This is a genomic window from Shewanella sp. 11B5 (assembly GCF_002836795.1).
In the GTDB taxonomy this organism is placed as follows: domain Bacteria; phylum Pseudomonadota; class Gammaproteobacteria; order Enterobacterales; family Shewanellaceae; genus Shewanella; species Shewanella frigidimarina.
This window is the reverse complement of the sequence record NZ_PJAP01000870.1, coordinates 1-3,462: the sequence shown is the minus strand read 5'-3', so window position 1 is coordinate 3,462 and position 3,462 is coordinate 1. Positions and strand designations below refer to the sequence as shown.

General features: G+C 38.3%; 3 protein-coding genes. 1 reads left to right on the top strand and 2 read right to left on the bottom strand.

Translation table 11 applies throughout. The features are described 5' to 3' along the window. Nucleotides 1-2,092, top strand: a 2,092-nt coding sequence (locus CXF78_RS17435; RefSeq protein ID WP_102037471.1) for a sensor domain-containing phosphodiesterase, incomplete at its 5' end; no start/stop codon positions are given. A gap of 197 nt (nt 2,093-2,289) precedes the next feature. Here CXF78_RS17435 and CXF78_RS17430 read toward each other — a convergent pair. After that, the gene (locus CXF78_RS17430; RefSeq protein ID WP_102037469.1) at nt 2,290-2,781 is read right to left on the bottom strand and encodes a YchJ family protein; all 492 of its coding nucleotides are present in this window, start codon (nt 2,779-2,781) and stop codon (nt 2,290-2,292) included. A gap of 4 nt (nt 2,782-2,785) precedes the next feature. Continuing rightward, entirely contained in the window at nt 2,786-3,373 is a 588-nt protein-coding gene (locus tag CXF78_RS17425) for a YybH family protein (protein ID WP_243638381.1), read from the bottom strand. Nucleotides 3,374-3,462 lie beyond the last annotated feature (89 nt).

The following is a 3,462-nucleotide window of genomic DNA, read 5'->3' as shown; positions in this document are numbered from 1 at the left end:
TTTCACTGCATCATTTGTGTCAGTTTGGACTCTGGTCAGTAAAACCGATAACGATGACTTTACTGCTGATGACAATTTCATTTGTGAGCATACTTTAGTTGCAAGTAAGATTGACGAAAAGTTGAGTCATTCATCTCATTTGAGACAAATCACAATAGATCCTCAGTATTTCAAAGAACTACGGTCTCACCGTTACATTTTATCTTCTGACAATCCGCATATAAATCTAGTTCAAACATTTTCTGATTACTACCAACATCATAACATCATCACCAGCATTGATATTGCCATCCGAATTAATGGTCATATTGAAGGTGTGTTATCTGTTGAAAGTTGCGCCGATGTCAATTGGATAAAATCAGATATTCAGTTTGCGATTCAATGTGCTGACCAATTAGCGCTGACGTTAGCTACACGTTATACCTATGATAGTAATGAGCAAATTTATTTATTACGCAATGCAACCGAACAATCAGAACATGTAGTGATGCTGGTGAATACCGATAGTCGAATCATCGAGTACGTTAATAGTGCACATGAGAAAATGACAGGGTTACCTCGCGCTACGGTTGAACATCATAGTGCTTCAAGTCTTGATATTTTTAGAAATACCCCGCAATTACTCGACCATATCATCAGTAAATTACGTAATAGTGAGATTGTTAAAGGTGATCTTAAACTCGCGCGAATAGATGGCAGTGAATATTGGCTGAATTACCACATAACACCGTTCGTAACAGAACAGGGTAAGCATTATGCGTTAGTGTCTAGTTATGACAATTCGGCTGAATATTTACACAAAGCAGAATTAGAGCGTTTAGCATGGCATTGCTCATTAACAGGCTTACACAATCGCAGTCATTTTACCCCTCAATTAGATCGTGCCACTGATGGGATATTGATTCTTATTGATTTATTAGGCTTCAAACGCTTTAACGATACTAATGGTCATGCACAAGGCGATCGCTTATTAATTGAGACTGCTCGGCGCCTAAAACACTTTGCCGTATCAACTAATGCTATTGATGTTGCCAGAATAGGTAGCGATGAATTTGCGATATTATTGCCGCCAATGTTACCGGAAACGGATATTGAACAAATGATCGGCCGGCTGTATATGAATCTTGCCGCTCCATCAGTTATCTCACGAGAAAAAGTTGAACCTCACCCTGCGATTGCAGTGGTCGATATTAAGTCTGTTGTCGGGATGTTTGCCCCGTTATCTTGTGCTGATATTACCTTACAATATGCTAAAAAGAAAAATGGGACTCATTATCAGTTTTTTAATGAAGCACTATTGGAAACATTCACTTCCAATGCTGAAATAGAGCGAGACTTACACCATGCTATCCGTGGTCGTGAGTTTGAGTTGTATTACCAACCTTTAATGGATTTGCAAAATAATCAGTATATTGGCGCTGAAGCGTTAATTCGCTGGAACCATCCTAAAAAAGGTGTGTTATATCCTGGTGCGTTTATTGAAATTGCAGAACAAACTGGAATGATTAATCAAATCGGTGAGTGGGTATTAGAAACGGCCTGTAAACAATTGAATTTGTGGCAACATAAAAACGTTAATATTGCGATGCATGTGAATGTAGCCGCGCGGCAATTTTTTAGCGGCAATCTGTACGAACAAGTTTGGCGGTTGATTACCCGTTATCACATCAAACCAAAGACTTTGATCCTTGAAATCACTGAAACAGAACTCATGGGTGACATTCGTTATGCTATTAATTTATGTCACGAATTAGCAGAGTTAGGCGTAGGTTTAGCGATTGATGATTTTGGAACGGGTTATAGTTCGATGAAATACCTTAAACAGTTTCCTATTTCGAAATTGAAAATTGATCGCTCATTTATTATGGATATTTCTTCTAGCCACGAAAGCCGTGAGATTGTCAGTGCGATTATTGCGATGGCAAAAGCATTGAATATTTCGTTAACTGCGGAAGGGGTTGAAACCAAAGAGCAAGAGGAATTTTTAACATTGAGTGCTTGTCATCATGCTCAAGGATTTTTGTACAGTCCAGCTATTCGCGTTAATGATTTTGCCTTGTTTATTAATGCACATGAAACAATACAACACTAATTTATATCAGTGATGGATTCATTGTTTAGTCATAATCGTCCATTGTCGTGATCATCTTGCTTTGTTTCACATGACTCTGTTACAACCGATTTATTGAACAATCGTGAATTTCGTGATTGTTCAATACCGCTATACCAAGCCTGAGCCTGCAATGACATCAATAATCAATAATATCCTAGGCATGTTGCGCAGAAATGCTAACGCATAAGCTTAGCGCAACATAGCTTAAATTTTTTGCCACTAGAACAGATACAAGCATCATTTCGGCTAGGTAATGGAGTTTGCATTTGTTGCCCGTGAGTATAAAACCAACAACCATCCTGCTTGATAAACGACGAACATTCATAAATAGCATCAATGTGTTTATCTTCAATAAACCACGCTTTAAACGTTACTTCACCATGGTCAGACTCTTGTTTAGACGACAACACCTGCAACCCCAACCACTGAACATCACCTTGAGCAAGCTGTTGCTCTGTCAAACCGTGTAAATAGTCAGCATGATGCGTTGTTATCAAGTAATGAAATTGTCTTAACACAAAGGCGCTATATCGCGAACGCATTAAATGCTCTGGTCGTTGTGCTACGGCATGACTCAAATGACAGGGTTCACAACATTTGCTGTAGAGCTGTTTACTGCCACAAGGGCAGAGTGTAGATTTGGTGTTTATTAAATCATTCTTGTTCATCGGGTCATTCTTGTGATGTAGCAGCGATAAATTGTCGACCATAGTAAAGATTTGGTACTGGTTTAGCATCATAGTAAAAATGCGGCGCAGCGTGAGTATTAGAGTCGACACTAATTTTCCACTGTTGCTTACTGTCTTTGGTAAACACAGTCACAAATTTACCCGCAAACTCACTGACCGGTTCGCCTGATTCTTTACCCGGGTGAAAACGTACTAAATAATAACCTATATCGGTTGCACTATTTGGCTCGCTATAACGTACAAGTACACGGAAATCGACTTCAAGCTTGGCATTTTTATGTTTAATTTTATTAAAAAATCGACTGTAAAGATTGAGTATGCTTTCTTTGCCACTAATAATCCCTCTATCTTGTGTTTCAGAAATATACACGGCATCGTCTGTGTATATCTGTTCCATAGCGGATAAATCAAGTTGTTCAAAAGCGTTAGTCAATTTTGTAAAATTAGTATTCAATGTTTGGTGGGGGATCGGCTCTGCGCCATAAACATTCAAAGTGCTTACGCATAGACTCACAGCAAGTAACAATAAAGATAGCCATGGCGTATTCAAAATGGTCAATATTCTTTTCAAGGAATGATTCTCTTTTTATCTAATGTAAATCAAATAATGGCAAGCGATACCGTTAGCATAACTATAAATTATTCATCAACTTTGCTAAA